26 protein-coding genes and 1 tRNA gene are annotated in these 26,595 nt (G+C 72.6%); 13 read left to right on the top strand and 14 right to left on the bottom strand.

What is annotated here, in order from left to right:
- Positions 1-29: 29 nt before the first annotated feature.
- The 4 genes from mshC to ACWGIF_RS32185 all read right to left on the bottom strand — a co-directional run bounded on the left by mshC (position 30) and on the right by ACWGIF_RS32185 (position 3,611).
- Positions 30-1,259 carry a cysteine--1-D-myo-inosityl 2-amino-2-deoxy-alpha-D-glucopyranoside ligase gene (mshC, locus tag ACWGIF_RS32200; RefSeq protein ID WP_453502776.1) on the bottom strand — a complete coding sequence of 410 codons (1,230 nt, stop codon included), beginning with the start codon at positions 1,257-1,259 and terminating at the stop codon, positions 30-32.
- A 110-nt stretch (positions 1,260-1,369) separates the two neighbouring features.
- Positions 1,370-2,260, bottom strand: a complete 891-nt coding sequence (locus ACWGIF_RS32195; RefSeq protein WP_453502774.1) for an SCO1664 family protein — start codon at positions 2,258-2,260, stop codon at positions 1,370-1,372.
- A complete protein-coding gene (locus tag ACWGIF_RS32190; RefSeq protein ID WP_327413035.1) occupies positions 2,224-2,814 on the bottom strand; it encodes a DUF3090 domain-containing protein in 591 nt (196 codons plus the stop codon). The genes ACWGIF_RS32195 and ACWGIF_RS32190 overlap by 37 nt, the downstream gene beginning before the upstream one ends.
- Positions 2,815-2,891: 77 nt before the next feature.
- The gene (locus ACWGIF_RS32185; protein ID WP_453502772.1) at positions 2,892-3,611 is read right to left on the bottom strand and encodes a histidine phosphatase family protein; all 720 of its coding nucleotides are present in this window, start codon (positions 3,609-3,611) and stop codon (positions 2,892-2,894) included.
- Positions 3,612-3,622: 11 nt separating this feature from the next.
- Between ACWGIF_RS32185 and corA the strand changes: the two genes are divergently transcribed.
- On the top strand, positions 3,623-4,657 hold the full coding sequence (gene corA, locus ACWGIF_RS32180) for a magnesium/cobalt transporter CorA (RefSeq protein ID WP_453502771.1): 1,035 nt from the start codon (positions 3,623-3,625) through the stop codon (positions 4,655-4,657).
- 27 nt (positions 4,658-4,684) lie between these two features.
- Here the strand turns inward: corA and ACWGIF_RS32175 are convergent, their stop codons facing one another.
- Together ACWGIF_RS32175 and ACWGIF_RS32170 are read right to left on the bottom strand one after the other, a co-directional pair.
- On the bottom strand, positions 4,685-5,473 hold the full coding sequence (locus tag ACWGIF_RS32175) for a ferritin-like domain-containing protein (RefSeq protein WP_453502769.1): 789 nt from the start codon (positions 5,471-5,473) through the stop codon (positions 4,685-4,687).
- A gap of 192 nt (positions 5,474-5,665) precedes the next feature.
- A complete protein-coding gene (locus ACWGIF_RS32170; RefSeq protein WP_453502768.1) occupies positions 5,666-6,715 on the bottom strand; it encodes an LLM class F420-dependent oxidoreductase in 1,050 nt (349 codons plus the stop codon).
- 101 nt (positions 6,716-6,816) lie between these two features.
- On the opposite strand from ACWGIF_RS32170, the gene ACWGIF_RS32165 reads away from it, so the two are divergent.
- Both ACWGIF_RS32165 and ACWGIF_RS32160 read left to right on the top strand, forming a co-directional pair.
- Positions 6,817-7,800, top strand: a complete 984-nt coding sequence (locus ACWGIF_RS32165) for an aldo/keto reductase (protein ID WP_453502766.1) — start codon at positions 6,817-6,819, stop codon at positions 7,798-7,800.
- 128 nt (positions 7,801-7,928) lie between these two features.
- Complete coding sequence (locus tag ACWGIF_RS32160; protein ID WP_453502778.1) at positions 7,929-10,301, top strand: ATP-binding domain-containing protein; 2,373 nt, start codon at positions 7,929-7,931, stop codon at positions 10,299-10,301.
- 88 nt (positions 10,302-10,389) lie between these two features.
- Here ACWGIF_RS32160 and ACWGIF_RS32155 read toward each other — a convergent pair whose 3' ends face one another.
- Positions 10,390-11,064 (bottom strand): hypothetical protein, encoded by a 675-nt coding sequence (locus ACWGIF_RS32155; RefSeq protein ID WP_453502764.1) that lies wholly within the window; start codon positions 11,062-11,064, stop codon positions 10,390-10,392.
- A gap of 47 nt (positions 11,065-11,111) precedes the next feature.
- Here ACWGIF_RS32155 and ACWGIF_RS32150 point away from each other — a divergent pair, with 47 nt between their 5' ends.
- Positions 11,112-11,300, top strand: a complete 189-nt coding sequence (locus tag ACWGIF_RS32150) for a DUF5703 family protein (protein WP_073774709.1) — start codon at positions 11,112-11,114, stop codon at positions 11,298-11,300.
- A 58-nt stretch (positions 11,301-11,358) separates the two neighbouring features.
- Here the strand turns inward: ACWGIF_RS32150 and ACWGIF_RS32145 are convergent, their stop codons facing one another.
- The 3 genes from ACWGIF_RS32145 to ACWGIF_RS32135 form a co-directional block, all read right to left on the bottom strand.
- Complete coding sequence (locus tag ACWGIF_RS32145; RefSeq protein ID WP_453502761.1) at positions 11,359-12,231, bottom strand: chaplin family protein; 873 nt, start codon at positions 12,229-12,231, stop codon at positions 11,359-11,361.
- Between the two features lie 158 nt (positions 12,232-12,389).
- The gene (locus ACWGIF_RS32140; RefSeq protein ID WP_453502760.1) at positions 12,390-12,623 is read right to left on the bottom strand and encodes a chaplin; all 234 of its coding nucleotides are present in this window, start codon (positions 12,621-12,623) and stop codon (positions 12,390-12,392) included.
- 130 nt (positions 12,624-12,753) lie between these two features.
- Complete coding sequence (locus tag ACWGIF_RS32135) at positions 12,754-14,079, bottom strand: M20/M25/M40 family metallo-hydrolase (protein WP_453502759.1); 1,326 nt, start codon at positions 14,077-14,079, stop codon at positions 12,754-12,756.
- 167 nt (positions 14,080-14,246) lie between these two features.
- Between ACWGIF_RS32135 and ACWGIF_RS32130 the strand changes: the two genes are divergently transcribed.
- Positions 14,247-14,331: transfer RNA gene (locus ACWGIF_RS32130), tRNA-Leu, on the top strand.
- Positions 14,332-14,485: 154 nt separating this feature from the next.
- On the opposite strand, the gene ACWGIF_RS32125 is transcribed toward ACWGIF_RS32130, so the two are convergent.
- The 3 genes from ACWGIF_RS32125 to ACWGIF_RS32115 all read right to left on the bottom strand — a co-directional run bounded on the left by ACWGIF_RS32125 (position 14,486) and on the right by ACWGIF_RS32115 (position 18,836).
- Positions 14,486-15,925 carry an amino acid permease gene (locus ACWGIF_RS32125; protein ID WP_453502777.1) on the bottom strand — a complete coding sequence of 480 codons (1,440 nt, stop codon included), beginning with the start codon at positions 15,923-15,925 and terminating at the stop codon, positions 14,486-14,488.
- A 221-nt stretch (positions 15,926-16,146) separates the two neighbouring features.
- Positions 16,147-17,718, bottom strand: coding sequence for an APC family permease (locus ACWGIF_RS32120; RefSeq protein ID WP_453502757.1), 1,572 nt, complete (start codon positions 17,716-17,718; stop codon positions 16,147-16,149).
- A 170-nt stretch (positions 17,719-17,888) separates the two neighbouring features.
- The gene (locus ACWGIF_RS32115; RefSeq protein ID WP_453502755.1) at positions 17,889-18,836 is read right to left on the bottom strand and encodes a hypothetical protein; all 948 of its coding nucleotides are present in this window, start codon (positions 18,834-18,836) and stop codon (positions 17,889-17,891) included.
- 300 nt (positions 18,837-19,136) lie between these two features.
- Here ACWGIF_RS32115 and ACWGIF_RS32110 point away from each other — a divergent pair, with 300 nt between their 5' ends.
- The gene (locus ACWGIF_RS32110) at positions 19,137-19,562 is read left to right on the top strand and encodes an ASCH domain-containing protein (RefSeq protein WP_453502753.1); all 426 of its coding nucleotides are present in this window, start codon (positions 19,137-19,139) and stop codon (positions 19,560-19,562) included.
- A 62-nt stretch (positions 19,563-19,624) separates the two neighbouring features.
- On the opposite strand, the gene ACWGIF_RS32105 is transcribed toward ACWGIF_RS32110, so the two are convergent.
- A complete protein-coding gene (locus ACWGIF_RS32105) occupies positions 19,625-21,280 on the bottom strand; it encodes an FAD-binding dehydrogenase (RefSeq protein ID WP_453502752.1) in 1,656 nt (551 codons plus the stop codon).
- Between the two features lie 76 nt (positions 21,281-21,356).
- On the opposite strand from ACWGIF_RS32105, the gene ACWGIF_RS32100 reads away from it, so the two are divergent.
- The 7 genes from ACWGIF_RS32100 (at position 21,357) to ACWGIF_RS32070 (ending at position 26,499) form a co-directional block, all read left to right on the top strand.
- Positions 21,357-21,905 carry an NUDIX domain-containing protein gene (locus ACWGIF_RS32100; RefSeq protein ID WP_453502750.1) on the top strand — a complete coding sequence of 183 codons (549 nt, stop codon included), beginning with the start codon at positions 21,357-21,359 and terminating at the stop codon, positions 21,903-21,905.
- 9 nt (positions 21,906-21,914) lie between these two features.
- Positions 21,915-22,313 (top strand): YidH family protein, encoded by a 399-nt coding sequence (locus tag ACWGIF_RS32095; RefSeq protein WP_453502748.1) that lies wholly within the window; start codon positions 21,915-21,917, stop codon positions 22,311-22,313.
- Positions 22,310-22,627 carry a DUF202 domain-containing protein gene (locus ACWGIF_RS32090; RefSeq protein ID WP_453502747.1) on the top strand — a complete coding sequence of 106 codons (318 nt, stop codon included), beginning with the start codon at positions 22,310-22,312 and terminating at the stop codon, positions 22,625-22,627. The genes ACWGIF_RS32095 and ACWGIF_RS32090 overlap by 4 nt, the downstream gene beginning before the upstream one ends.
- An 82-nt stretch (positions 22,628-22,709) precedes the next feature.
- Positions 22,710-23,006 (top strand): hypothetical protein, encoded by a 297-nt coding sequence (locus ACWGIF_RS32085; RefSeq protein ID WP_453502745.1) that lies wholly within the window; start codon positions 22,710-22,712, stop codon positions 23,004-23,006.
- Positions 23,007-23,187: 181 nt separating this feature from the next.
- A complete protein-coding gene (locus ACWGIF_RS32080) occupies positions 23,188-24,099 on the top strand; it encodes an MBL fold metallo-hydrolase (RefSeq protein WP_453502743.1) in 912 nt (303 codons plus the stop codon).
- Between the two features lie 134 nt (positions 24,100-24,233).
- Complete coding sequence (locus tag ACWGIF_RS32075; RefSeq protein ID WP_453502741.1) at positions 24,234-25,274, top strand: phosphotransferase family protein; 1,041 nt, start codon at positions 24,234-24,236, stop codon at positions 25,272-25,274.
- A 10-nt stretch (positions 25,275-25,284) separates the two neighbouring features.
- Positions 25,285-26,499: an acyl-CoA dehydrogenase family protein gene (locus ACWGIF_RS32070; protein ID WP_453502739.1), complete on the top strand. Its 1,215-nt coding sequence runs from the start codon at positions 25,285-25,287 to the stop codon at positions 26,497-26,499.
- Positions 26,500-26,595 lie beyond the last annotated feature (96 nt).

The following is a 26,595-nucleotide window of genomic DNA, read 5'->3' as shown; positions in this document are numbered from 1 at the left end:
GGCAGGGCCCCCGGCAACAGCGCCGCAGGTTACAGAGCCACGCCCAGCAAGGCGTCCACGGTGCGGGAGACCAGCCCCGGGGCCGACTCGTCGTCGCCGTCCGAGGCGTTCTGGGCGTCCACCCAGCGGTCCACGGCGGCGAGCGCCGCAGGGGCGTCCAGGTCGTTCGCCAGGGCCTCGCGGACCTCCTCCACCAGCGCGTCCGCCGGCAGCCCGTCCGGCCGGGACACCGCCGCGCGCCACCGCTCCAGCCGGGCCACGGCCTCGGCGAGGACCGCGTCGGTCCACTCCCAGTCCGCCCGGTAGTGGTGCGACAGCAGGGCCAGGCGGATCGCCGCCGGGTCGACCCCGGCCCGCCGCAGCGCCGACACGAAGACGAGGTTGCCCTTCGACTTCGACATCTTCTCGCCGTGCAGCGCCACCATGCCCGCGTGGACGTACGCCCTGGCCATCGGGAACTCGCCCGTCAGGGCCTGCGCGTGCGACGCGCCCATCTCGTGGTGCGGGAACGCCAGGTCGGAGCCGCCGCCCTGGATGTCGAAGCCCATGCCCAGGTGGTCCAGGGCGATCGCCACGCACTCGATGTGCCAGCCCGGCCGGCCGCGGCCCAGCGAGCCGCCGTCCCAGCTCGGCTCGCCCGGGCGCGCGGCCATCCACAGCATCGGGTCCAGCGGGTTCTTCTTCCCGGGCCGGTCGGGGTCGCCGCCCCGCTCGGCCGAGAGCAGCCGCATCGCCTCGGCGTCGAGGTGGGAGACCCCGCCGAAGTTCGGGTCGGACTCGACGGAGAAGTAGGTGTCGCCGTCGAGCTCGTACGCCGCGCCCGCGTCCCGCAGGCGCTCGACCAGCGGCACGATGCCGGGTATGGCCTCGACGGCTCCGATGTAGTGCTGCGGCGGCAGCATCCGCAGGGCCGTCATGTCCTCGCGGAAGAGCGCGGTCTCGCGTTCCGCGAGCTCGGTCCAGTCGTGGCCGTCACGCAGCGCCCGCTCCAGGAGCGGGTCGTCCACGTCCGTGACGTTCTGGACGTAGTGGACCTGCCGCTTGGTGTCGAGCCACACGCGCTGCACGAGGTCGAACGCGTTGTAGGTCGCCGCGTGACCGATGTGGGTCGCGTCGTACGGGGTGATGCCGCAGACGTAGATACGGGCGACGGGACCGGGGGCGAGGGTGATCGTCCCATGGGTCGCGGTGTCGTGGATCTGGAGGTCGCGGCCCTTGCCAGGAAGGGCGGGGACCTCAGAAGCGGGCCAGGCATGCATGTCTCGAGCCTAACCGGACGCATGTTCCGGAAACGAACCGGACCTGCACTGTTGTCTTGATCGGCACTCTTGCGGTCCGGCCGGATCTGTGCGTTCGGCCGATGGCCTGTTCAGACCGGGGGCCAGGGGATCGCGGGCCACTGCCCGGACGGCTGCGGGTGGGTTCCGGTGCGCAGCAGGTGCGCCACCCGCTCCCGTACGGCGGCCAGCTCGGCCTCGGTGATCAGTTCGGCCAGGCGGGTGGCGAGCGGGGCTCCCTCGGCCAGCTCCGCGGCCAGCGCGGCCAGCACCTCGCGTGCCTCGTCCGTCAGCGGCTCCCCCGCCCAGCCCCACAGGAGGGTGCGCAGTTTGTCCTCGGCGTGGAAGGTCACACCGTGGTCGATGCCGTAGAGCCGGCCGTCGGGCGCGGGCAGCAGGTGGCCGCCCTTGCGGTCGCCGTTGTTGATCACGGCGTCGAGTACGGAGAGCCGGCGCAGCCGCGGGTCGTCGGCGTGGACGAGCAGGGCGGTGCGGCCCTCCCCGACCTCGGCGAGGGCGACGGGCTTCCACCCCTCCCCCGCCTCCTCGCCCTCGATCAGCGCGAGGAGGGCGCCCGCCGGGATGCCGTCCTCCACGGCGCCGTCCGTGTCACCCTCGTCCCCCGGTTCGCCTTCCGGGCCCGCCGACTCGATCCACTGCTGGACCATGCCCTCGCCGTACGGTCCGTCGCGCAGCACGGTGGGCGGCACCAGGCCCCATCCGGTGGCCTCGGAGACCAGGTAGGCGGCGACCTCGCGCCGGGCGAGGTTCCCGTCGGGGAAGTCCCACAGCGGGCGCTCCCCCTTGACCGGCTTGTACACGCAGTCGACGCTCACGCCGTCGTGCGTCACGGTGCACAGCAGGACGGCGTTGGACGCCTCGCGGATCCGGCCGACGACGGTCAGCTCGCCCTTGGCGAGCAGTTCCTCCAGCTCCCCCGTGTCCGTCACGCCTGGCGCCGGTAGCCGTTCTGGCGCGGGCACACGTGCCCCTCCGGGTCCAGCGGCAGGCTGCACAGCGGGCACGGCGGGCGGCCCGCGTTGACCACGTCCAGGGCCCGCTTGGCGAAGGCCCGCGCCTGGGCGCCGGTGAGGCGGACCCGCAGCATGGGCGGGCCGTTCTCCTCGTCCTGGAGCAGCCGCTCCTCCGCCTCGGCGAGGTCCTCGTCGGAGTCGGCCTCGAGTTCGACCAGCGCCTGGGCCTCGACGATCATCCGCTGCTCCTCGCCGTCCCAGGCCAGGGCCATGGTGCCGACGCGGAACTCCTCTTCGACCGGGACGTCCAGCGGTGCGGTGTCGGCGGCCTCGGCGGGGGCGACGGCCGGCACCGGGGCGTTGCCGCCGGTGCGCCGCACGACCTCGTCCAGCAGCTCGTCCATCCGCTCGGCCAGTGCCGCGACCTGGGTCTTCTCCAGGGAGACGCTGGTGACGCGGGGGCCGGAGGAGGCCTGCAGGAAGAACGTACGGCGTCCCGGCAGACCGACCGTGCCGGCCACGAAGCGGTCCGGGGGGTCGTAGAGGAACACCTGACGGGGCACGTCCAGTCTCCAAGTCTCGGCGGCAGGGGCACTTCTGCGCCCCTGTGTTGGCCCGTCCACCCTACTGCGCAGGCCGATCATGCCGCGCCCGCGCCGCCTCCCACGACCGCGTTCCCGGCGTCTTCGGCGTCCTTGTCCGATGCGACGGCCTCCGGTACGGCCGGACGCCGCACGAGCGCGCCGAAGTCCCCGGTGTCGCCCAGCCGGAACACGAACGGCCGGGTCGGCGTGTAGCGGATCGCGGTCACCGAGCAGGGGTCGACGTGGATGCGCTGGAAGAGGTCCAGGTGCATTCCCAGGGCGTCCGCGACAAGGGACTTGATGATGTCGCCGTGGGAGCACATCAGGAAGACGGCGTCGGCCCCGTGCTCCTCCTCGATCCGCGCGTTCCACTCCCGTACGGCGTCCACGGCGCGCCCCTGCATGGCGCGCATGGACTCGCCGCCCGGGAAGGCGGCCGCCGACGGGTGCTGCTGGACGATCGTCATCAGCGGCTCTTCGGAGAGCTCGGAGAGTTTGCGGCCCGACCAGTCGCCGTAGTGGCACTCGCCGATGCGCTCGTCGGTGTGCACTTCCAGCTCGGGCCTGGCGGCCAGCAGAGGGGCGAGGGTCTCCCGGCAGCGTTGCAGCGGGCTGGTGACGGCGGCGGCGAGCGGCACCCCGGCCAGCCTCCCGGGCAGCGCGGCGGCCTGCTCGGCCCCGCGCTCGTCCAGGCCCACTCCCGGGGTCCATCCGGCGAGCAGCCCGGCGGTGTTGGCGGTGGACCGCCCGTGACGTACGAGGATCAGCGTGGCCATGGCCCCAGCCTATGCGGTGCCCCCCGCGTGCGGACGGGCGCGGGGCGGGGAAGAATGCCCGCGTGATTGTCGACTGCGCGATCTATCGGGACGGCCGCCGGACCGAGGGGCCCGGGGACTTCTCGGACGCCCTCGCCGAGGCGCGGGCGAGCGGTGACGCCTTCCTCTGGGTCGGCATGTACGAGCCGACGGAGCAGGAGTTCGACCACGTCAGCCGCGAGTTCGGCCTGCACAGGCTGGCGGTGGAGGACGCGCTGAACGCGCATCAGCGGCCGAAGCTGGAGGTGTACGACGACTCGCTGTTCGTCGTCCTGAAGCCGGTGATGTACGACGAGGCCGCCGACACGGTGACCACGGGCGAGTTGATGCTGTTCATCGGCGACTCCTTCGTGGTCACGGTCCGGCACGGCGAGGGAGCCCCGCTGGCCGCCGTACGGCGTCGGCTGGAGCACGAGCCGGAGGTCCTCAGGCACGGTCCGACGGCGGTGCTGTACGCGGTGTCCGACGCGGTGGTGGACCACTACATCGACGTGGCGGCCGAGCTCCAGGCGGACCTGGAGGAGCTGGAGGCGGAGGTCTTCTCCCCGACCCCGTCGGAGTCCAAGAACACCGCCGCCCGGATCTACGGGTTCAAGCGGCAGGTGCTGGAGTTCCGGCGGGCGACGAACCCGCTGCTCCAGCCGATGGACCGGCTCGCGTTCGGGGAGGTCCCCTTCGTCCACGAGCACGCCCAGCCCTTCTTCCGCGACGTCGCCGACCACCTGACCAAGGCGAGCGAGTACATCGAGGGGCTCGACCGGCTGCTGTCGGACGCCCTGGCCGCGCATCTGGCGCAGATGGGGGTCCGCCAGAACGACGACGTGCGCAAGATCTCTGCCTGGGCGGCGATGGCGGCCGTCCCCACGATGGTGGCGGGGATCTACGGGATGAACTTCGACCACATGCCGGAGCTCCGGTCCGCCTGGGGCTATCCGGTGGTGGTGGCGGTCATGGTGGCCGTCTGCCTCGGCCTGCACCGGATGTTCAAGCGCCGGGGCTGGCTGTAGGCCGCCCGGTGGAGCGCCGCGCCGCCGCTATGCGAACTCGGGCGCGGTGGCCGGTGCGCCGCCCAGGGCGTCGCGCCGCTCCGGTGTCCGCAGGTCCACCATCCGGTGCCAGCCGCTGAAGCGCTCGTACCCGTACATCGCGCGGATGCCGGCCGCGACGGCGGCGGCCTTGACGGCGGGCCAGTGCAGCAGCCGTCCCATGTGGTCCATGACGGCGAGGCTCACGTCCCGGTAGACGGCGATCTCGGCGAGCGCGCTCTCGCGCAGCACCCGGTGGATGGTCCGGCCGTGGCCCGCGCGGGCGAGGCGCAGCAGCTCCTCGTGGCAGTAGGCGAGGTGGTTGGCCTCGTCCTGGCTGATCAGGTGGATCGCCTTGCCCACCTCGGGGTGGTCTCCGAAGTACTCGACCAGCATGTCCATCTGGTCGGCTGCGCGCTGCTCGGTGACGCGGCTGTGCGCGAGGTAGACGACGACGTCCTCCTCGGTCAGCGCCTCCTCGCGGCGCAGCTTGTCGTGCGCGAGACCGATGCCGCGGCGCTCCAGCAGCATCGTGTAGTCGGTCTCGGGCGGAACGGGGACGGGCGGCAGGCCCCTCCTGCGGAGCAGGGCGCCGAAGATGCGGCCGTGCTTGTCCTCGTCCGCGCCGTGCCGGGTGATCTTGGGCGTGAGGTCCCGCATGGCGTCCGGCACCAGGGCCGCGATGCGGGCGTTCTCCCACCCGCCCTGGGCCTCCCCGTTGGCGGCGATGGAGCAGAACAGCTGGAAGGAGTCGTCGTGGTCGACGATCTCCTGGAACAGGCTGCGGGCGGAGAGCATGCACCGAGTCAAACGCCGGCCGGCGGGGCGGGCAACCGATACGTCGCACTACTCGTCCGAATGAACGAAATCAGGCGAGGGGCCGACGTGCGTAACCCGGCGGGCGCCCGGGGCGTTGTTGGCTGTGTCGGCCGTGGCGGGGAAGACCCCCGAGCCCCCACCACGGCCGCAGAGCTTTCCGCGGCACCCGGCTCAGGCGAGGCCCGCGCGCTCCATCGCCTCGGTGCCGGCGCGCAGGGCGGCGATCCGCTCGTCGAGCGTGAATCCCGCCGGGGCCAGCGTGAGGGTGGTGACCCCCGCCTCCGCGTAGGCCCGCATCCCGTCGGCGATCCGCTCGACCGGGCCGAGCAGGGTGGTCGAGTCGATCAGCGAGTGGGGGACGGCCTCGGCCGCGCCGGCCTTGTCGCCCGCCAGGTACTTGTCCTGGATCTCGGCGGCTTCCTTCTCGTAACCCATCCGCTGGGCCAGCTGGTTGTAGAAGTTCTGCTTCCGGCTGCCCATGCCGCCCACGTACAGGGCGGTGTAGGGGCGGAACATGTCCGCGAGCGCGTTGACGTCCTCACCGAGGGCCAGCGGCACGGTCGGGCAGACGTCGAAGCCCGCCATGGTCAGCCCGGCCTTCTCGCGGCCCGCCCGGATGTGGGTGAGCGCGGTGGCCTCCAGGTGCTCGGCGGCCGGGAAGATCAGCAGGGCGCCGTCGGCGATCTCGCCGGTCTGCTCCAGGTTCTTCGGCCCGATGGCGGCGATGTAGAGCGGGATGTGCTCGCGTTCGGGGTGCACCGTCAGCTTGAGCGGCTTGCCCGGTCCGCCCGGCAGCGGCAGGGTCCAGTGCTCGCCCTCGTATGAGAGCCGCTCACGGGTCATCGCCTTGCGGACGATCTCCACGTACTCGCGGGTCCGTGCGAGCGGCTTGTCGAACTTGACGCCGTACCAGCCCTCGGAGACCTGCGGGCCGGAGACGCCGAGGCCGAGCCGGAAGCGGCCCTTGGTGAGCGAGTCGAGGGTCGCCGCCGTCATGGCGGTCATCGCGGGCTGCCGGGCCGGGATCTGCAGGATCGCCGAGCCGACGTCGATGCGTTCGGTCTGGGCGGCGACCCAGGCGAGCACGGTCGGGGCGTCGGAGCCGTAGGCCTCGGCGGCCCAGCAGACGTCGTAGCCGAGGCGGTCGGCCTCCTGGGCGACGGCGAGGTTGTCGGCGTCCATCCCCGCGCCCCAGTAACCAAGATTGATGCCGAGCCGCATGTGTCGTCCCCTTACCGGTTTACCGATCAGTAACGTAGGTCTGCGGGGGACTGTAGCGCGCCAGGGTCCTCTGCGTCAGCGCCCCAGTAGTCTCAGCGCTCATGGAGCAGAGGCATCTCGGCCGCACCGGACTGCGCGTCTCCCGGATCGGCCTCGGCACCCTCACCTGGGGCCGCGACACCGGTGAGGAAGCCGCCGCCGAGCAGGTGAAGACCTTCTGGGAGGCGGGCGGCACGCTCGTCGACACCGCCGACGTGTACGGAGGCGGCGCGGCGGAGTACCTCCTCGGGCAGCTGGTGGGCGGGCTCATCCCGCGCCGGGACCTGGTGATCGCCACCAAGGCGGGCAGCGTGCCGGACCCCGACCGGAGGTTCGACGGCTCGCGCGGGCACCTCCTCGCCGCCCTGGACGCCTCGCTGGACCGGCTGGGCACCGACTACGTCGACCTCTGGCAGGTGCACGCCTTCGACCCGGCGACGCCGCTGGAGGAGACTTTGCAGACGCTGGACCTGGCGGTGAGCAGCGGCCGGGCCCGGTACGCCGGGGTGTCCAACTTCTGCGGCTGGCAGCTGGCGAAGGCGGCGACGTGGCAACTCGCGGCCCCCGGCGTCCGGACCCGGATCGCCTCGACCCAGATGGAGTACTCCCTGTTGCAGCGCGGCGTGGAACGGGAGGTGCTGCCGGCCGCACTGGACCTCGGGATCGGCCTGCTGCCCTCCTCCCCGCTGGGGCGCGGAGTGCTGACGGGCAAGTACCGGGACGGCACCCCCGCGGACTCCCGGGGCGCCTCGGAGTCCCTGGCCGCCTTCGTGGACCCGTACCTCGACGAGGCGGCGGGCCGGATCGTGGACGCGGTGGTGACGGCGGCCCAGGGACTGGCCGTGACCCCGCTGCAGGTGGCCCTGGCGTGGATCCGGGACCGGCCCGGGGTGGTCGCGCCGATCGTCGGCGCGCGGACATCGGCGCAGCTCGCGGCGGCGTTGTCGGTGGAGGCCCTTAGTCTTCCCGAGGAGATCTGCCGGGCGCTGGACGATGTTTCGGCTCCGGTGCACCGCTACCCCGATCAGGACTGGAGCACGCTGTGAGTACGGACCGCCAAGCTGCCGGACCCGCTGCCGCGCAGGACCCGGCAGCCCCCACGGCGGCCCCCGACCCCGTCCCCACCCCGGGTCCGGCACCCGCCGAAGCCCCGGCCACGCCGGCGGAATCCGGCGTGGCCGGTCCGGAGGGGGCGGCGACGGAGCCCGCGCCGCCGGCCGCCGAAGCCGGGGCCACCCCTGCGGAACCCGGCGAGGCCGGGGAACCGGAGGCTCGACCCCGGGCGGACCCCGCCGACTCCGGTGAAGCCGAGGGGCGCGCGTCGGAGCATTCGCACGACGAAGCCACGGACCGGTCTCCGGAGGCGGATCCTCAGCCGGCCGAGGGCGCGGAACACGGCGAGGACGTGAGTCCCGGAGAGGACGCCGGGGTGGGGGCACAGCCCCTGGACGGCGGAGCCGAGGACGGGGGGCCGGGGGCGGAGCCTCCGGTTTCGGGAAGGGGCGGGGTGGGGGAAAGCCCCGCAGGGCCCACCCCCGACCCGGAGAAGCCGGCGCTCAGCGAGGCCGCGGCCGAACTCGCCGCCCAGAAGATCGAGCGGGAGCGGATCGCCCGCCGCAAGGCCGAGCGGGAAGCCCCCGTCGAGGCCGGCGCCAAGCTCAGCGGAAAGGCCGCCGACCTGCTGGCCGCCGTACGGGCCGTGGAGAGCGGTGCGAAGCCGGCCTCCGTGTACTTCGACGAGCCTCCGGCCGCGCCCCGCAAGGCGGCGCCCCAGGCTCCCCCGGCACCCCGTCCGACTGCCCCGGCGCCGACGACCGCGGCCGCACCGTCCGCCGACGCCGTCGACGGCGTACGGGCCGTCCTGGCCCGAGGTGGCGCCCCCGAGACCCTGGCCGTCGCCGCCGCGGCGGCCCTCGGCGAGGACGCCGCCGAGCAGCTCGCCGAGAACCCCTGGCGGCTGCTGGCGGTCCCGGCCGTGCGCCCGGCCCAGGCCGACGGCTTCGCACGCGCTCTGCCGGGCCCCGAGGCGGGCCCCGGGGACGAGCGCCGCACCACCGTGTTGGTGGGCTGGCTGCTGACCCAGGCAGGGCTCAAGGGGCACACCGCCCTGGAGGCCCCGGTGCTGGAGAAGGCCCTGGCCCAGTACGGGGTACCCGAACCGGCCGCAGCGCTGGAGCAGGCCATCGCCGAGGGCTCGGTGCTGGTCTTCCACGAGCCCCTGGGCCCCCCGGTGGGCAAGAACGCCCAGGACTCCCAGGACTTCCAGGACGCAGAGGACGCCCAGGCCGAGGAGCAGCCTGTACGGGTCCTCGTGGGCCTGGAGGCTTCCGCCATGGCCGAGGAGAGCCTGGCCGACGGCCTGGCCCGGGTGGCCAGCACCTTCGAGGGCCCGGCGGACTGGGAGCAGGCCGCCGGGGCCGCGCCGACCCCGTCCGCCGCCGAGCTGATCCGCGCGGTCGCCGGGCACGGCCTGGTCACCCACACCGGCGGCGAGGCGGCCCGCGCCGAGCCGGTCGCGCTGGCCGCGGCGGCCCGGGAGCTGGGCCTGCGCGTCTGCCTGGCCGCGCACGCCCCGAGCGGCCCGGACGCCGTGACCGTGGCGGGGCTGCTGTCCGGGGCCGAGGGGCCCGGGCGGGATGCGGACGGACAGTTCGCGCTGGACCTGCTCGTGGTGCTGGACGCGCCTCAGCTGGACGTGGAGGCCGCGGCCGCGCTGGTGGAGTCCGTCCCGGACGGGGCCCGGCTGGTGCTCTCCGGGGATCCCGGCGTGCTCGGATCCGCCGGGGCCGGCCGGGTCTTCGCCGATGTACTGGCGGCCCGGACCTTCCCGCAGGTGGTCTCCCGGACCCCGGACCCGGGCCCCGTCGGCGAGCTCGTCTCCGGCATCGGGATCGGGGAACTCCATCAGGTCGACGCCCCCGGCAAGGAGGTCGTCATCGTCCCGGTGCACGACGCCGGGGAGGCCGTCCATCGCGCCGTGCAGCTGGTGGCCGAGTCGGTGCCGCGGGCCTTCGGCATCCCGGCGGACAGTGTGCAGGTGATCACCCCGGGCCACGGCGGCTCCGCCGGCACGCGGGCGCTGAACGCCGCCCTCAAGGAGCGGCTGAACCCGGGTCCCGGCCGGTTCGGCGGCTTCGACCCCGGCGACCGGGTCGTCCACGTGCCGTCCGCCGGGCGGGCACTGCCGGCCCGGGTGGTGTCGGCCGACGCGCAGGGGCTGCACCTGGAGCGCGCGGGCGCGCGGATCGTCGTGCCGAAGGAGCTCGTCGAGTCGCAGGTGCGCCACGGCTGGGCGGTGACGGCACATCAGGCCGTGGGGACGCGCTGGCCCGCGGTGGTCGTCGTACTGCCGGGTGACGCGGCGCAGGCACTGTCGCGGGACTGGGTCTACACGGCGTTCAGCCGGGCCGGGCGGCACCTCTCCGTGGTGCACGGCGTGGACCAGGCGCTGCCGCGCGCGGTGGCCGAGGTGCTGCCGAAGCCGCGTACGACGCGGCTGACGGGCCTGCTGACGGCTCTCGCGGCGGCGGGCGCACAGCCGGAGTAGCCCGGGTGGCCGGAATCATCGGGACGGCCGACCGTGGCCCCTGCCCTGCGGGGGCCACGGTGTCCGGCACGCGTCCCTCAGGCCGTGGTCAGGCCGGGGTGAGCCCCGGCGCCGCGGCCCTGCCCTCACCCTCGGTCTCGCTCCCGCCCTCGTCGAACTCGTCCGTCTCCTCGTCGAAGACGGAGCTGACGTCGAACCGGTGCAGCACGTCCTGCGGATCGATGTGACCGAAGGGCGAGCCCAGCCACTCCCCCGGTTCCGCCATCTCCTCCGAGGCCGCGATCCAGAGGGTGGAGTCACCCTCCTCCAGCCCGAAGTCCTTGAAACGGGAGGCGATTTCGTCGGGCTCGTACTCCCCGAAGAGGACGCCCAGCGCCTCGGCGGTGCCGCCGTCGTGGACGAATCCGGCGTCCCGGTCGTGCGCGGCGACCCGCTCGGCCTGGGCGATCAGCCGCGACGGTTCGACCACCGCGTAGTCGCGGCGGATGAGCACGCTGAAAGCGGCGGGCTCGGCGGGGCCGGTGTACGGGACGCCGTCCTCGGGCGTGGGGATCTCGAAGGGGGTGACCTCGTCATGGCGGTCGTAGAGGAGCTCGTCGTACTCCTCGGCTGCGGCGGCGAGTTCGTTGAACGCGGCGTAGACGTCCGGGTCCTCGTCGCCGGTCCTGCGCTCGACCGCGGCGAGGTGACGGTCGAGAGCGGCCTTGACCGCCTCGGCGGCGGCGCGTACCTCGGCAACAGTGGGCAGAGCGGCATCAGACATAGAGCAGACGCTATCCGTAGCAGGGCTCTGCCCGCACAATAGATGCGATGCCGGAATACGAATTTGTCGACGTGTACGTGCCCCGCGGCGTTCCTCGCAAGGAGGCGACCCGCCTGCTGACCGATCATGCCGAGTACGGGAACTGGGAACTCGACCGGCTGAGCCTGCACCGGGACGGCAGCCGTCGTGTGCGACTGCGCCGCCGGATCATCCGTCAGGTCCGCGCGACCTGGTGATGTGGACCGGGGACGCCTCCCGGCGGTGACCAGGCGGCGTCCCCGCTCTGAGCAGCCGTCAGGCGGCGTTGCGGGCGCGGCGGTAGAGCACCGTACCGGCCAGCAGCAGCCCGCCTGCGAGCGGGAGGCCCGCGGTGAGGACGTCACCGGAGCCGGTGGCCGCGAGACCCGCCGGCTGACCGGGGGTGCCGTTGCCGATCTCCGTGCCGGTTCCCGGGCCGGGGTGCGTGACCGGGGTGACCGGGGTGACACCCGTGCCGGGGTTGGCCGGCGTGCCGGGCGTACCCGTTCCCGGCGTCCCGGGGGTACCGGGGTTTCCGGGGTTTCCGGGGTTTCCGGGGTTTCCGGGGGTCTGACCACCCGGGTTGCCGGGGGTACCCGGGTTGCCGGGGGTGCCCGGGTTGCCGGGGGTGCCCGGGTTGCCGGGGGTCTGACCGCCCGGCGTACCGGGATGGCCCGGGGTCCCGGGGGTTTCGCCGCCCGGGTTTCCGGGAGTGCCGGGGTTCCCGGGGGTCTCGCCACCCGGCGTGCCGGGGGTTCCGGGATGTCCCGGATTGCCCGGGTGGTCGTCGCACGGCTCGTCCCCGCCGCCCGGGTGACCGGGATGTCCCGGGTGGCCGGGGTGGCCGGGGTGACCCGGATGGCGGGGCTTGCTCGGCTTGCCGGGCTTGTCGTGGCCCCACCCGTTGGAGCAGTGGTTTCCGAAGGCCGGATTGAGGGCCCCCACCACGTTGACCGTGTTCCCGCAGGCGTTCACCGGTACGTCCACGGGCGCCTGCACCGTGTTCCCGGACAGCAGGCCCGGAGAGTTCGCGGCATGCCCGGAGGCGCCGGAGTCCGCGTGTGCGTGGCCCCCGCCCAAGGCGAGGACACCTCCCGCGGCAGCCATGGTGATCAGGGTCTTCCTGGTGACCTGTGCCGGTCGTCGCATCTGTACTCGTCCCCTGGTGTGTGCGTTTTCGGCCGCCGCTGGGCGGCCTGGCCGTCCAGGCTCCCCCGCCTGGTACGCCGAGAGTGGAAATCCGGGCCGGAAAGCCCGGTGGCCCCGGAGCGCTGGAATGCGCTCCGGGGCCGAAGACTTCAGACGCGTCAGGCGTTGACGCAGGTGTTGCCGAAGGCCGGGTTCAGCAGGCCGATGACGGAAACGGAGTTACCGCACACGTTCACCGGGATGTGGACCGGAACCTGGAGCACGTTGCCGGACAGGACACCGGGCGAACCGATGGCCGCACCCTGCGCCGCGGCGTCGGCGTGAGCCAGACCCGCACCCGCGAGAACCAGGCCACCAGTGGCAGCCGCAGCGGCGACAACCTTCTTGATCATTGTTCCTCCTAGTAGGCAATTGCGGTCCCAGCCGCGGACCGCACCACCTGTAACGAGGAGGGATCACCGGGGCTACGAGCGTATGAGTGCATTCACTCTTCTCAGTGGAATGCGCACACCTTCCCGAATCTCAGGCGTTGTCGATGAATCGGTCGAGCACCCGCACGCCGAACTTCAGTCCGTCCACCGGCACCCGCTCGTCCACGCCGTGGAACATCCCGGCGAAGTCCAGCTCCGGCGGCAGCTGCAGCGGTGCGAAGCCGAAGCAGCGGATGCCGAGGTCGTCGAAGGACTTGGCGTCCGTGCCGCCCGAGAGCATGTACGGGACCGCCCGCGCGATCGGGTCCTCGGCCTTCAGGGCGCTCTGCATGGCGTCCACGAGACGACCGTCGAAGTCCGTCTCCAGCGCCTTGTCCCCGTGCACGTCCTCCCGCTTCACGCGCGGGCCGAGGATACGGTCCAGGTCGGCGAAGAACTCGTCCTCGTAGCCCGGCAGGAAGCGGCCGTCCACGTGGGCCGTCGCCTGGCCGGGGATGACGTTGACCTTGTAGCCGGCGCCGAGCATCGTCGGGGCGGCGGAGTTGCGCAGCGTCGCGCCGACCATCTTGGCGATGCCGCCGAGCTTGGCGAGCGTGGCGTCCATGTCGTCCGGGTCCAGGGGGGTCCCGAGTGCGTCCGAGAGCTCGTCCAGGAAGCTGCGTACGGTCTTGGTCACGCGCACCGGCCACTGGTGACGGCCGAGCCGTCCCACGGCCTCGCACAGCTCCGTGATGGCGTTGTCGTTGTTGGTCATGGAGCCGTGACCCGCGGTGCCCTCGACCGTGAGCCGCATCCAGTGCATGCCCTTCTGGGCGGTCTCCACGAGGTAGAGCCGAAGGTTCTCGTTGACCGTGAAGGAGAAGCCCCCGACCTCGCCGATCGCCTCGGTGACGCCCTCGAACAGCCCCGGGTGCTTGTCGACGAGGTGCCGGGCCCCGTAGATGCCGCCCGCCTCCTCATCGGCGAGGAACGCCAGCACGATGTCCCGCGGGGGCTTGCGCCCGCTGCGCATCCGGTCGCGTACGACGGCCAGCGTCATCGCGTCCATGTCCTTCATGTCGACGGCGCCGCGGCCCCATACGCAGCCGTCGGCGATCTCGCCCGCGAACGGGTCGTACGTCCAGTCGGCGGCGTTGGCCGGAACCACGTCGGTGTGCCCGTGGATCAGCAGCGCCGGCCGGGAGGGGTCCTCCCCCTCGATCCGCGCCACGGTCGAGGCGCGCCCCTTGTGCGATTCGAAGATCTGCGGCTCCAGTCCGACCTCGGCGAGCTTCTCCGCGACCCACTCCGCCGCCTTGCGCTCCCCGGGGCCCGAGTGGTCTCCGTAGTTGCTGGTGTCGATCCGGATGAGATCCCGGCAGAGGTCGACTACCTCGTCCTCGCCGGAGACGGTCCTGCCCGCGCTCGACTCGCTCACGCTGCTTCCTCCCACTGATCGGTACCGAACGCCCCCATCCTCCCGCTCCGGGCCGCTCTCCCCAAGGGCGATCCCCGGCCGTCGGGGGGTGTGATCGGGGACCCCGGAATGTTTGGTAATGTTTTCCACGTCGGAACGGCCCGCGAGGGACGCGAGACAGACACCTTGTCCGGGTGGCGGAATGGCAGACGCGCTAGCTTGAGGTGCTAGTGCCCTTTATCGGGCGTGGGGGTTCAAGTCCCCCCTCGGACACTTACGGCGAAAGGCCGGTCGGGAGAAATCCCGGCCGGCCTTTCGTGCGTCCAGGCGTCGCGCACGGCCGGCGGTCCGCAACGGGGAACAGAACGCCGACGCCCCCCGCGCGGAAGGGATCTCCGGCGCGGGGGGCGTCGTGGGCCGTGGGGGATCAGCGGCGGGACGCGGCGAGCTCGGCCACGCGGCCGCGGACCAGGAACCAGCCTCCTACGAGGGCGGCGCCGATCAGCGGGACGCACATGACCGTGGTGCGGCCGACGCCGCCGTCGCACCACATCAGGACCAGGACCGCGAGCAGGAAGGCCAGCGTCACGAGCTGCGTGTACGGGGCCCAGGGAAGCTGGTAGGACGGCCGCTCCAGGTGGCCCTGCTGCGCGCGGCGCCAGAAGAAGAGCGAGCAGAGCATGACCATGCCCCAGGTTCCCAGGATGCCGAGCGAGGCGAAGTTGAGGACGATCTCGAAGGCCTCCCCGGGCATGAAGTAATTCAGGCCGACGCCCGCGATGCCGAAGGCGGCGGTGAACAGGACGCCGCCGTAGGGGACCTTGCCCTTGTTCATGCGGGCGGTGAACTTCGGCGCGGAGCCGGACATGGCCATCGAGCGCAGGATGCGGCCGGTGGAGTAGAGGCCGGAGTTCAGGCTGGAGAGGGCCGCGGTCAGGACGACCAGGTTCATGACGCCGGCGGCGCCGGGGACGCCGAGCTTGTCGAAGACCGTGACGAAGGGGCTCTGGTCGGAGCTGTAGGCGGTGTGGGGCAGGAGGAGGGCGAGGAGGACGACGGAGCCGACGTAGAAGAGGCCCACGCGCCACATGATCGAGTTGATCGCCTTCGGCATGATCTTCTCGGGGTTCTCGATCTCGCCGGCGGCGACGCCGCAGAGCTCGACGGAGGCGTAGGCGAAGACGACGCCCTGGATGACCAGGAGCATCGGGAGCATGCCGGAGGGGAAGATCCCGCCGTTGTCCGTGATGGTGGACAGGCCGGGGGTGTGGCCGCCGATCTCGTGGCTGGTGGCGACGAGCCAGATGCCGACGATCAGGAAGACGACCAGGGCGGCGACCTTGACCAGGGAGAACCAGAATTCCATCTCGCCGAAGTACTTCACCGAGATCAGGTTCGCGGTGAGGACGATGGCGAGGGCGATGAAGGCGAGGACCCACTGGGGGACGTCGGTGAACAGCGACCAGAAGTGCGCGTAGGTCGCGGCGGCCGTGATGTCGGCCACCGTGGTCGTGGACCAGTTCAGGAAGTACAGCCAGCCGGCCGTGTAGGCGCCCTTCTCCCCCATGAACTCACGGGCGTAGGAGACGAAGGCCCCGGAGGAGGGGCGGTACAGGACGAGCTCGCCGAGCGCACGGACGACGAAGAAGGCGAAGACGCCGCACACCGCGTACGCGATCGCGAGTGAGGGGCCCGCGCCGGCGAGGCGGCCGCCGGCGCCGAGGAACAGGCCGGTGCCTATCGCCCCGCCGATCGCGATCATGTTGATGTGGCGGGACTTGAGGTCCTTGCTGTAGCCCTCGTCACCGGCGTCGACATGGCGGGAGGACGCCGGGGCGGGAGCCTCGGTCAAGGTGCGGTCACTCAGGTCACTCATGTAGGACTTCGCCTTCGTGGGGGGGTCGGACGGCAGGTCCGTTCCGCGGCGCAGGAGAGCTGGGTGGTGTCCCCTGTGTCGCGGTCCGGTGATTTTGTCGCCCCAGGAGACCATGAGGGTCCGCCACCGCCAAAACCGGCCCCCTGCACGCCCAAGCCCCCGACGACCTTGGAAACGGTTGTCGGGGGCTTCGCAGGCGCTGGAAAGGCAGGTCAGTCGACGAGAGTGGCGTCCGCCGCCTGGTCGAGGCGGAAGGCCTCGTTCCCCAGGCCGATACGGGCATGCACCTCGGGCCGGCTGCGGCGCAGCACCGCTCCGTAGGCCAGGCCGATCACGACGGCGGCGCCGATGACGCCGGGCAGCACCCAGCTCAGCACGGAGCCCTGCTCGGCGCCGACCAGGACGCCGAAGTCCTTGACGGTGTAGACGGCGATGCCGAGCAGCGCGACGCCGGCGGCGCCGGCCGCGACGAGGCGCCAGATCTGGGCGCCGGCGGTGCCGCGGCGGACGAAGAAGGCGATGACGGCGAAGGAGGCGGCGGCCATGAGCAGGGTCACGCCGAGGGCGCCGACGCTGCCCATCCAGGTGAACAGGTGCAGTACGGGCGCGGTGGGGTCGGGGAGCTGCACCGCGAGGGAGGGGTCGGCGGGCGCCTTGTCCTCGGAGAGGGCGAAGGCGATCACGACGAGGGTGGCGACGCCGGTCTGCAGCAGGGAGCCCGTGGCGGGGGCGCCGGTGCCGGCGTTGGTCCGGCCGAATGCGGCCGGGAGCAGGCCCTCGCGGCCCATGGCGAAGGCGTAGCGCGCGACCACGTTGTGGAAGCTGAGCACGGCCGCGAACATGCCGGTCACGAAGAGGACGTGCAGGACGTCGGTGAAGGTGGCGCCGAGGCGGCTCTCGGTGAGCTGGAAGAGCAGGCCGGGGCCGGCCTCGGCGGAGGTCTTGACGACCTCGGCGGGGCCGGTGGCGACGGTGAGGGCCCAGGCGCTGAGGGCGAAGAAGAGGGCGACGAAGCCGACGGCGAGGAACATCACCCGCGAGACGACGATGTGCGGCTTGCTCGTCTCCTCGGCGTACACCGGGGACTGCTCGAAGCCGACGAAGGCCGCGATGCAGAAGCAGAGGGCCGTGCCGAAGCCGGCTCCGCTGAGGGTCTCGGGGTTGAAGGCGTGCAGCGAGAGGCCTTCGGCGCCGGGCTCGGCGAGGGCGGCGACGTCGAAGATGACGACGAGGGCGCACTCCACGAGGAGGAGGATGCCGAGGACCTTGGCGTTGAGGTCGATCTTGAGCCAGCCGAGCGCGCCGGTGAGGGCGACGGCGAGCAGGGCCGGTATCCACCAGGAGAGCTCGATCTCCAGGTAGGTGGCGAAGAGGCCGGATATCTCGAAGCCGAGGATGCCGTAGACGCCGACCTGCATGGCGCTGTACGCGACGAGGGCCACGAGGGAGGCACCGGCGCCGGCGGTGGGGCCGAGGCCGCGGGCGATGTACGCGTAGAAGGCGCCGGCGTTGTGGACGTGCCGGCTCATCTCGGCGTACCCGACGCTGAAGAGCGCGAGGACGGCGCCGAGGATGACGAAGAGCAGCGGCTGGCCGACGATGCCCATCACGCCGAAGGTCGTGGGCATGACACCCGCGACCACCATCAGGGGCGCGCTGGCGGCCAGTACGGAGAGCAGCAGGCCGGCGGTGCCGAGCCGGTCGGCGCGCAGCGCCCGGTCCTGGCCCTTGTACGTACGGATCTCGGCCGGGTCTTGGAGCGTGGAGGATCTGCCCGTCGGCATGGCGGCGTCCTTTCGGGGGCGCGGTTCTTTCGGGGGCTGGGGCGTCTTCGGGGTGGCGTCTTCGGGGTGGCGTCTTCGGGGGTGGCGTCTTCGGGGGTGGCGTCTTCGTGTCTGACGTCTTCGGGAGGTGTCCTCGCAGGAGGCGTCTTCGGGGCTGCGGGGCTGCTTTGTCAGGCGGTGCCGAGTGCGACGCTGCGCGCGGCGAGGAAGGCCTTCTGCGGGTCCCGGTCCGGGTAGGACCAGGGGGCGCGGGTGGCATGGCTGCCGATGCGGTGGAAGAGGGCGGCCGCCTCGGCGGGGCGGCCCTCGCAGAGTTTGGCGTGGGCGAGGAAGTTGAGGTCGACCCGGTTGCGGGGGTGGTCGTCGCGCTCCCATTCCAGCCACCAGTCGAAGGCGGAGCGCAGGACCTGGCGGGCCCGGCGGCCGGCCCAGTGGGCGGCGGCCGCCTCGGGCGAGTGGCCGTGCGTCGCGGCGAGCACCCGGTACCGCTCGGCGTGCGCGACGACGGGGAGCACGGCCAGCGGGGAGTCGGCCGGGGACTCCTCGGCGGCCCAGGACGCGAAGTCGTAGACCTCGTGGAGCGGGTCCTGGCCGGAGGCGAGGGCGCGCTCGGCCAGTTTGGCGACCATCAGGTGGTGGGCGTGGTGGTGCTCCCGGTGGCGGGCGCGGACCTGGTCGAAGTGGCGGCTGAACTCCTCCTCTGTGCCGAAGGCTCCGGAGAGGAGGAGCAGTCCGAGCCACGGGGTGGGGTCGGCGGGGAGCAGGGCGGCGGCCCGGCGGCAGGCTTCCTCGGCGGCGGCCGGGGTGCCCTTGTGGCGCAGGGCGGTGAAGACGGCGGCGCAGGCGAGGAGGGTGGCGGCGTCGGCGCTCTCCGGTTCGGCGAGGAGCCATTCGCCGGCCCAGGCGGTGGCGGCCGGGGTCTGGGCGAGGACGACGACGCGGTGGCCCCGGCGGTCCCAGTCGTCGCCGGTGCCGACGAGGAGGGAACGGGCCCTGGACCATCGGCCCTGGGTGAACTGCGAGCGCACGTCGACGAGTTCGGCGTCGCAGAGGGCCGGGTCGAAGAGCTGGGCGTCCCGCTTGCGGGTGCGGCCGAGGGGCGGCGGAGGCGGGGACATCCGCGGATTTCCCTTCAGGGCGCGGGCGGACGACGGTCGGCGGCGGCCGGTCACCCACGCGCAGTGCACGCGAGTGGTCCGGCCGGGGGTGGGTCTGGGGGCGAGCTGGGGGTGGCCTGGGGGTGGCCCGGGGATCGTGCCGGTGAGCGCACCGGTGATCACGCACAGCAAAGCGGTACGCCCAGCTCCGAGTCAAGGTCCAGTCCACTGCCTGGCGGGTTTCAACTGCTGTGATGATGGTGTGAGTTGGGGTGGTAGCGCCCCTTCTGAGGCCTCTGCACGGCGCCGTAGGGTGGCCCCGTGACTGCATACGATGATCTTCCGCCGTACCTGCTGGGCTTCCCCGGACCCCTGCGCGACCAACTGGTCGCAGCCGTGCTGAGCGGGGCGAAGACGAGCACCACGGGCCTGTTCGCGGAATACGAGGCGGAGGACGAGCCGCTGCCTGAGCCGGGTGCCCGGTCCCTGCTGGTCGACTCCGGGGAACAGGGGGTGGCGGTGGTGGAGTTGACGGCCGTGGAGGTGCTGCGGCTCGCCGACGTCGGGCTGCAGCACGCGCTCGACGAGGGCGAGGGATTCAGGTCGGTGGCCGAATGGCGTACGGCACACGAGGCGTTCTGGCACAGCGAGCCGGTACGCGCGGTGATCGGTGACCCGGAGTTCACGGCCGACGACGACACCCTGGTCGTCGCCGAGCGTTTCCGGGTCACCGAGCGGCTGGTCTGACGCCTTTCGGGGTCCGTCCGGTCCAGCCGGACGCCCGTCGGCGGAGGCATCGCCGGCCTCGTTCAGCCGACCGCCCGGGCGGCTGCGCGCCCCGCCGCACGGCCCGAGAAGATGCACCCGCCGAGGAAGGTTCCCTCCAGGGCCCGGTAGCCGTGGACCCCGCCGCCGCCGAATCCGGCCGCCTCGCCCGCCGCGTAGACGCCGGGCAGCGGTTCGCCCGCCTCAGTCAGGACGCGGGAGGAGAGGTCGGTCTCCAGGCCGCCCAGGGACTTGCGGGTCAGGATCGAGAGCCGTACCGCGATCAGCGGCCCGGCCTTGGGATCCAGGATCCGGTGCGGGGCGGCCGTGCGGATCAGTTTGTCGCCGAGGTACCGGCGGGCCCCGTGGATGGCCGTGACCTGGAGGTCCTTGGTGAAGGGGTTGGTGATCTCCCGGTCGCGGGCCACGATCTGGTCGCGGACGGTGGCCTCGTCGAGGAGGTCCTCCTTGGTGACGGCGTTCATCCCGCGCACGAGGGCGGACAGGTCCCGCTCGACGACGAAGTCGGCGCCCTGGTCCATGAAGGCCTTGACCGGGGCGGGTACGGCCTGACGCGCGCGGGTGAAGACGTCGCGGACCGACTTGCCGGTGAGGTCCGGGTTCTGCTCGGAGCCGGAGAGGGCGAACTCCTTGCCGATGATGCGCTGGTTGAGCACGAACCAGGTGTGGTCGTGGCCGGTCTTCATGATGTGGTCGAGCGTGCCGAGGGTGTCGAAGCCCGGGAAGAGCGGCACGGGCAGCCGCCTGCCCGTCGCGTCCAGCCACAGCGGGGAGGGGCCGGGCAGGATGCGGATGCCGTGCCGGGCCCAGATCGGGTTCCAGTTCTGGATGCCCTCGGTGTAGTGCCACATCCGGTCCTTGTTGATGTGGCTGGCGCCCGCCGCCTCCGCGATGCCGAGCATCAGGCCGTCCACGTGCGCCGGGACCCCGGAGAGCATGCGCTGCGGCGGGGTGCCGAGCCGGTCGGGCCACTGCTCGCGCACGAGGTCGTGGTTGCCGCCGATGCCGCCGCTGGTCACGATCACGGCCTGGGCGCGCAGGGAGAAGGCGCCGGTGACCTCGCGGCTGCTGGCGGCGCCCCGTACGGCCCCGGAGGGCTCCAGGACCTCGCCCGTCACGGTGTCCACCGCGCCGGCCGTACCGGAGAGTCCGGTGACCCGGTGGCGGAACCTCAGCTGGACCAGGCCCCGGGACACCCCGGCGCGGACGCGCCGCTCGAAGGGCTCCACCAGGCCGGGGCCGGTGCCCCAGGTGATGTGGAAGCGGGGGACGGAGTTCCCGTGGCCGTTGGCGTCGTAGCCGCCGCGCTCCGCCCAGCCGACCACGGGGAAGAAGCGGACGCCCTGCGCGTGCAGCCAGGAACGCTTCTCGCCGGCCGCGAAGTCGACGTAGGCCTCGGCCCAGCGGCGCGGCCAGGCGTCCTCCTCGCGGTCGAATCCGGCGGTGCCCATCCAGTCCTGGAGGGCGAGCGCGTGGCTGTCCTTGATCCGCATCCGGCGCTGTTCGGGCGAGTCCACGAAGAACAGACCGCCGAAGGACCAGTGCGCCTGGCCGCCGATCGACTGCTCCGGCTCCTGGTCGAGCAGGATGACCTTGCGGCCCGCGTCGACGAGTTCGGCGGTGGCCACGAGGCCGGCAAGGCCGGCTCCGATCACGATCACGTCTGCGTCGTACGTCATGCGGTTACCCGTCCTCCGTCGGTGGTGGGGCAGATCCTTGGCTACGGAGCGGTAACCAGTCAACAGCGGTGGTTGGATGACCTGTGTGAGTGCCGCTGATGAAGTACTGGACGTGGTGGACCGGGACGACCGTGTCGTGGGGCGGGCCCCGCGCGGCGAGGTGTACGCCCGCGGGCTGATCCACCGGTGCGTGTTCGTACTGGCGACGGACGCGGAGGACCGGATCTTCGTCCACCGCCGGACCGCGTCGAAACTCGTCTTCCCCTCGTACTACGACATGTTCGTGGGCGGGGTGCTGGGCGCCGGCGAGGACTACGCGGGGGCCGCGCTGCGGGAGGCCGAGGAGGAGCTGGGGGTACGGGGGCTGCCGCAGCCGGCGCCCCTGTTCAAGTTCCTGTACGAGGGACCGGGCGGGGCCTGGTGGTCGTACGTGCACGAGGTGCGGTGCGAGCTGCCGGTGTCCCCGCAGGTGTCGGAGGTCGACTGGCACACCTTCCTTGCGCGGGAGGAACTGGAGCGGCGGGTCTCGGGCGGGGACTGGGCCTGGGTGCCGGACGGGCTGGAGGCGTACCGGCGGCTGCGGGCGTACCGGCCCCTACCCCGGTTCCGGGAGCCCGGCCAGTAGATTGGGCGGATGATCGACTTCGTCAAGGACGTGCGCCTCTGGTTCACACCCGCACGGTTGAAGGACGAGGGCGAGACCCCCGACTACCGTTTCTCGCTCGCGAACGAGCGGACCTTCCTGGCCTGGATCCGGACCGCGCTGGCTCTGGTGGGCGGCGGTTTCGCCGTCGACCAGTTCCTGCCGGACCTGCGGTGGGGGGTGCGGGTCGGGATGGCCTTCGCGCTGCTCGCCGTGGGTGCGGCCTGCGCACTGCGGGCGGTGAACCACTGGGTGCGGTGCGAGCGGGCGATGCGGCGGGGTGAGGATCTGCCGCTGTCGCGGTTCCCGGTGGTGCTGAGCCTGGGCGTGGGGCTGGTCGCGGTGGCGATGGTGGTGGTCGTGCTGCTGGGCTGGACGTCGGGGCAGTGAGCGCGCCGGACCCGAACCGCGACGCCGGGCTGCAGCCCGAGCGGACCCGGCTCGCGTGGCGGCGTACGACGCTGGCCTCATCGGTCGTGGCGGTGCTGGCGCTGCGGCAGGCGTTGCGCGGAGCCGGCGCGCCGGTGGAGGTGGCGGGCGCGGCCGCCATCGCACTGATCTGGCTGGTGTTCCTGGCGGTGGCGCACCGGCGGATCCGGGCGCTGGCGGCCGACCGGCCGCCAGGGCTCGCGCCGCGGGCGGCCCTGGCGGTGGTGGCGTGCACGGTGGCGCTGGCGCTCTTCGCTATGACGGTGATCCTCTGAGTGGCCGGTCGGATGATCGCGCCTCGCCGCGCCACCCGGACACAACGGGCGATTTGCGGCAATCCGCACTAATCTCGGCGCCATGACGACCCTGCACCACGAACATCCCACGCATCAGCACACGCACGGCGCGGACTGCGGGCATCAGGCGGTCTCGCACGGCGACCACGTCGACTACGCGCATGACGGCCACCTGCACCGGGAACACTCGGGGCACTGGGACGAGTGCGAGCCGGCCGGGCACACCACGCACGACGGCCATACGCACGCCCACGGCGCGGACTGCGGGCACGACGCGGTCCAGCACGGCGATCACGTGGACTACCTGCACGACGGCCACCGGCACGCCGAGCACGACGGACACTACGACGACCACTGACCGGCGCGCCGTCCCTGACGGGCACCCCCCTTGACGGGCACCGCCCCTGACGGACACCGCCCCGCGTCGGCGCCGCAGCCGACCCGGCAGGTTCGGCCGGCTGCGGCACCCGCTCTCCCCCGGCGCGGCGACGGCTGGCAGGATGCCGATCGTCCGTCGAAGCGACCCGGGGAGAGCGCAGATGACCGTCGAAGAGCCGTACCTCGTCCAGCCCGCCCCGGGGGTGCACGCCTACGTCCAGCCGGACGGCGGCTGGTGCCTCAACAACGCCGGCTTCGTGAGCGACGGCGGCCGGACCCTGCTCATAGACACCGCCGCCACCGAGCGGCGGGCACGGGCGCTGCGCGAGGCGGTCGTGGCGGCCGGGGTGCCGCTCCCGCGCACCGTGGTGAACACCCACCACCACGGCGACCACACGTACGGCAACGGCGTCTTCGCCCCCGAGGCGCTGATCCTCGCGCACGACAACGCGCGGGCCGAGCAGCTCGCCGCCGGACACCAGCTGGAGATGATCTGGCCTGCGACGGACTTCGGCGCGATCGACATCACCGCACCCGATCTCACCTACAGCGACCGGGCGACGCTGCACGTGGGCGGGATCGAGGTGCAGGTCGTCCACCCGGGCGTCGCGCACACCACCGGGGACTCGATCGTGTGGCTGCCCCGGCAGCGGGTGGTCTTCACCGGCGACCTGGTCTTCGCCGAGGGGACGCCGTTCCTGGCGATGGGCTCCTTGGCCGGGTCCCTGCGGGCGCTGGAGCTGCTGCGCTCACTGGACGCGGAGACCGTCGTACCGGGCCACGGGCCGCTCACCGATCCTTCGGCCTACGACTCCACCGAGCGCTACCTGCGGTACGTGGCCGAACTCGCCCGGGAGGGACGGGCGAAGGGGCTGACCCCGCTGGAGGTGGCCCGGCAGGCCGATCTCGGCGAGTTCGCCGCCTGGCGCGAGAGCGAACGCCTGGTCGCGAACCTGCACCGGGCGTACGCCGAACTGGCCGGGGAGCCGGAGGGCGCGCCGCTGGAGATCCTGACGGTCCTGAGGGACATGACGGTGATGAACGGCGGAACGCCGATCCTCTGTCACGCGTGACATCGCGGGGCGGAAGGTGTTCTTTCCGCCCCGGCTCTGGACGGCATACCGACTGGTCGGCATGATGGCCTTGCGACGGTGCGCCGACGCACCGCCGCTCTTCTCCTCGTCGACTCCGCACGGAGGTGCGCACCATGACCTCAGCCCCAGCCGATCCGCGCGGCCTGGACCTGGAGCGGCTGCGCGGTCATCTCGACCGGGTACGCCCCGGACTGGTGACCGGGGCGCTGCGCGGCCGGTTGATCGAAGGCGGCCGCTCCAACCTCACGTACGAGATCACCGACGGGACCGCCCGATGGGTGGTGCGCCGGCCGCCGCTGGGCCACGTGCTCGCCACCGCGCACGACATGCGCCGCGAGCACCGGGTCATCCAGGCGCTGCACGGCACCGCCGTGCCGGTGCCCGAGCCGCTCCTGCTGTGCGAGGACGAGGAGGTGCTCGGGGCGCCGTTCTACGTCATGGAGTACGTCGAGGGGGTGCCGTACCGGACGGCCGGCGAACTCGCCGCGATCGGCCCCGAGCGCACCCGGCGGGCGGTGCTCGGCCTGGTGGACACCCTGGTCGAGCTGCACGGGGTCGACCCGGAGGCGGTCGGCCTGGGCGACTTCGGCCGGCCCGAGGGCTTCCTCGACCGGCAGCTGCGCCGGTGGGGCAAGCAGCTCGCGGCCTCCCGGGGACGGGAGCTCGCCGGGATCGACGAGTTGCATGCGACGCTCGGCCGGACGATGCCCCGCTCCCCCGCCCCGACCGTGGTGCACGGGGACTTCCGGCTCGACAACGTCCTGATCGGCGGCCCGGACGACACGATCCGGGCCGTGCTGGACTGGGAGATGTCCACGCTCGGGGATCCGCTGACCGATCTCGGACTGCTCGTGATGTACAGCTCGGACCTGGGCCTGACCGGATCTCCGGTCAGTACGACCAGCGGGGCGCCGGGCCATCCGGCGCCCGCCGAGCTGGTCGAGCGGTACGCCGCCCGCTCGGGCCGGGACACCGGCGCCATCGCCTGGTACACGGCCTTCGCCTGGTTCAAGCTCGCGGTGATCCTCGAAGGCATCCACTACCGCTACACGCTGGGACAGACGGTCGGTGCGGGCTTCGACCGGATCGGCGAGCTGGTCCCGGTCTTCATCGAGCACGGTCTGACCACGCTCCAGGACCTCCAGGAAGGCTGAGGCAGCACCCATGGATTTCGCATTCGACGCCCGGACCGAGGAACTCCGCGAGCGGCTGCTCGCGTTCATGGAGGAGTACGTCTACCCGGCTGAGCCCGTCGCCGCCGGGCAGCGCGCGCGGCTGTCCTCGCCCTGGGACACCCCGGCCGTCTTCGGTGAACTGAAGGCCGAGGCACGCCGTCAGGGCCTGTGGAACCTCTTCCTGCCGGACGCGGACTACGGCGCCGGGCTGACCAACCTCCAGTACGCGCCGCTCGCCGAGATCACCGGCCGCAGCCCGCACCTGGCACCGACGGCGACCAACTGCGCGGCCCCCGACACCGGGAACATGGAGCTGCTGGCGCAGTTCGCGAGCGAGGAGCAGAAGAAGCAGTGGCTCGAGCCGCTGCTGAACGGGGAGATCCGCTCCGCCTTCGCGATGACCGAGCCCGAGGTCGCGTCCTCGGACGCGACGAACATCGAGACCCGCATCGAGCGGGACGGTGACGCGTACGTGGTCACCGGCCGCAAGTGGTTCATCTCCGGGGCGATGAACCCGGACTGCAAGATCTTCATCGTGATGGGCAAGACCGACCCGGACGGCGCCGACCCGCGCCGCCAGCAGTCGATGATCCTGGTCCCCCGCGACACCCCCGGGGTCGAGGTGCGCCGGGCCATGACGGTGTACGGGTACGAGGACCACGACCACGGCGGCCACGCCGAGGTCGTCTTCGACGGGGCGCGGGTCCCGGCGGCGAACCTGATCGGCGAGGAGGGCACCGGCTTCGCCATCGCCCAGGCCCGGCTCGGCCCGGGTCGCATCCACCACTGCATGCGGCTGATCGGCATGGCGGAGCGGGCCATCGAGCTGATGTGCCGGCGCGCGGTGGAACGTACCGCCTTCGGCAAGCCGCTGGCCGCTCAGGGCGTCGTACAGAACTGGATCGCCGACGCCCGGGTCACGGTGGAGCAGCTGCGGCTGCTCGTGCTGAAGACGGCCTGGCTGATGGACACGGTCGGGAACCGGGGCGCGCACACCGAGATCCAGGCCATCAAGATCGCGACCCCGCGGGCCGTGGTGCGCATCCTGGACCAGGCGGTGCAGCTGCACGGCGCGGGCGGGGTGAGTCAGGACTTCCCGCTGGCGGAGCTGTGGGCGGCGGCGCGGACGCTGCAGCTGGCCGACGGACCGGACGAGGTGCACCAGCGGTCGCTGGCGCGCCGGGAGCTGAAGAAGTACAGCTGACCGGGGCGGGCTGATGCTGACGGGCGCGGGGGGCGGGGGGGGGGCCCCCCGCCGCGCGCGCGGCGGGGGCGGCCGCCCCGCGGGGCCGCCCGCCGC

The sequence above is a fragment of the Streptomyces sp. NPDC054849 genome (assembly GCF_053610945.1).
The sequence above is the reverse complement of the archived record's forward strand: the minus strand, read 5'-3'. Positions and strand labels throughout refer to the sequence as shown.

Excerpts from the sequence above, each read along its gene's own strand:
- ACWGIF_RS32070 (WP_453502739.1), top strand. The coding sequence starts at position 25,285 with ATGGATTTCGCATTCGACGCCCGGACCGAGGAACTCCGCGAGCGGCTG.
- ACWGIF_RS32105 (WP_453502752.1), bottom strand. The coding sequence starts at position 21,280 with ATGACGTACGACGCAGACGTGATCGTGATCGGAGCCGGCCTTGCCGGC.
- ACWGIF_RS32185 (WP_453502772.1), bottom strand. The coding sequence starts at position 3,611 with ATGGCCACGCTGATCCTCGTACGTCACGGGCGGTCCACCGCCAACACC.
- ACWGIF_RS32175 (WP_453502769.1), bottom strand. The coding sequence starts at position 5,473 with ATGCTCTCCGCCCGCAGCCTGTTCCAGGAGATCGTCGACCACGACGAC.
- ACWGIF_RS32170 (WP_453502768.1), bottom strand. The coding sequence starts at position 6,715 with ATGCGGCTCGGCATCAATCTTGGTTACTGGGGCGCGGGGATGGACGCC.
- corA (WP_453502771.1), top strand. The coding sequence starts at position 3,623 with ATGCGGTGCCCCCCGCGTGCGGACGGGCGCGGGGCGGGGAAGAATGCC.
- ACWGIF_RS32165 (WP_453502766.1), top strand. The coding sequence starts at position 6,817 with ATGGAGCAGAGGCATCTCGGCCGCACCGGACTGCGCGTCTCCCGGATC.
- ACWGIF_RS32100 (WP_453502750.1), top strand. The coding sequence starts at position 21,357 with ATGACCTGTGTGAGTGCCGCTGATGAAGTACTGGACGTGGTGGACCGG.
- ACWGIF_RS32145 (WP_453502761.1), bottom strand. The coding sequence starts at position 12,231 with ATGCGACGACCGGCACAGGTCACCAGGAAGACCCTGATCACCATGGCT.
- ACWGIF_RS32155 (WP_453502764.1), bottom strand. The coding sequence starts at position 11,064 with ATGTCTGATGCCGCTCTGCCCACTGTTGCCGAGGTACGCGCCGCCGCC.
- ACWGIF_RS32075 (WP_453502741.1), top strand. The coding sequence starts at position 24,234 with ATGACCTCAGCCCCAGCCGATCCGCGCGGCCTGGACCTGGAGCGGCTG.
- ACWGIF_RS32140 (WP_453502760.1), bottom strand. The coding sequence starts at position 12,623 with ATGATCAAGAAGGTTGTCGCCGCTGCGGCTGCCACTGGTGGCCTGGTT.
- ACWGIF_RS32150 (WP_073774709.1), top strand. The coding sequence starts at position 11,112 with ATGCCGGAATACGAATTTGTCGACGTGTACGTGCCCCGCGGCGTTCCT.
- ACWGIF_RS32080 (WP_453502743.1), top strand. The coding sequence starts at position 23,188 with ATGACCGTCGAAGAGCCGTACCTCGTCCAGCCCGCCCCGGGGGTGCAC.
- mshC (WP_453502776.1), bottom strand. The coding sequence starts at position 1,259 with ATGCATGCCTGGCCCGCTTCTGAGGTCCCCGCCCTTCCTGGCAAGGGC.
- ACWGIF_RS32115 (WP_453502755.1), bottom strand. The coding sequence starts at position 18,836 with ATGTCCCCGCCTCCGCCGCCCCTCGGCCGCACCCGCAAGCGGGACGCC.
- ACWGIF_RS32120 (WP_453502757.1), bottom strand. The coding sequence starts at position 17,718 with ATGCCGACGGGCAGATCCTCCACGCTCCAAGACCCGGCCGAGATCCGT.
- ACWGIF_RS32095 (WP_453502748.1), top strand. The coding sequence starts at position 21,915 with ATGATCGACTTCGTCAAGGACGTGCGCCTCTGGTTCACACCCGCACGG.
- ACWGIF_RS32085 (WP_453502745.1), top strand. The coding sequence starts at position 22,710 with ATGACGACCCTGCACCACGAACATCCCACGCATCAGCACACGCACGGC.